Source organism: Streptococcus sp. HMSC073D05 (assembly GCF_001812015.1).
In the GTDB taxonomy this organism is placed as follows: domain Bacteria; phylum Bacillota; class Bacilli; order Lactobacillales; family Streptococcaceae; genus Streptococcus; species Streptococcus parasanguinis_D.
The window spans coordinates 1-358 of record NZ_KV807485.1 but is presented as its reverse complement, the minus strand read 5'-3'; the positions used below and the strand labels follow the sequence as shown (position 1 = coordinate 358).

Annotated in this window: 1 protein-coding gene; it reads right to left on the bottom strand. The window is 40.2% G+C overall.

Annotated elements, in window-relative coordinates; translation table 11 throughout:
• Positions 1-143: 143 nt before the first annotated feature.
• Positions 144-358: transposase (locus HMPREF2832_RS02665; RefSeq protein WP_186823062.1), on the bottom strand; the 215-nt coding region annotated here is incomplete at its 5' end.

The window sequence follows — 358 nt, the reverse complement described above, 5'->3', positions numbered from 1 at the left end:
AATCATGACCACCCGTCAAACGGGTGGTTTGTACCAGGGCTATAAGCCCAGATAACTAGCCAGCGCCTAAAGACGCTGGCTTTCACTTTGTTCAAGCCTTATTGCATTTGACTCGTCACAGACCTCTCAAAGAGGTATACGTACTACTTGCCACTATCCCTAAAGGGATCTTCATATTCTTTTACACTCAACTTATCTAAAGCAATATCTTTTCGCTCTTGTTCCTGAATGTATTTCTTTATTGTGGCTTCATTGAGGCCAACTGTACTTACATAATATCCCTCTGCCCAAAAATGTCGATTTCCAAACTTATATTTCAGATTTGCGTGTTTATCGAACATCATTAGAGCACTTTTAC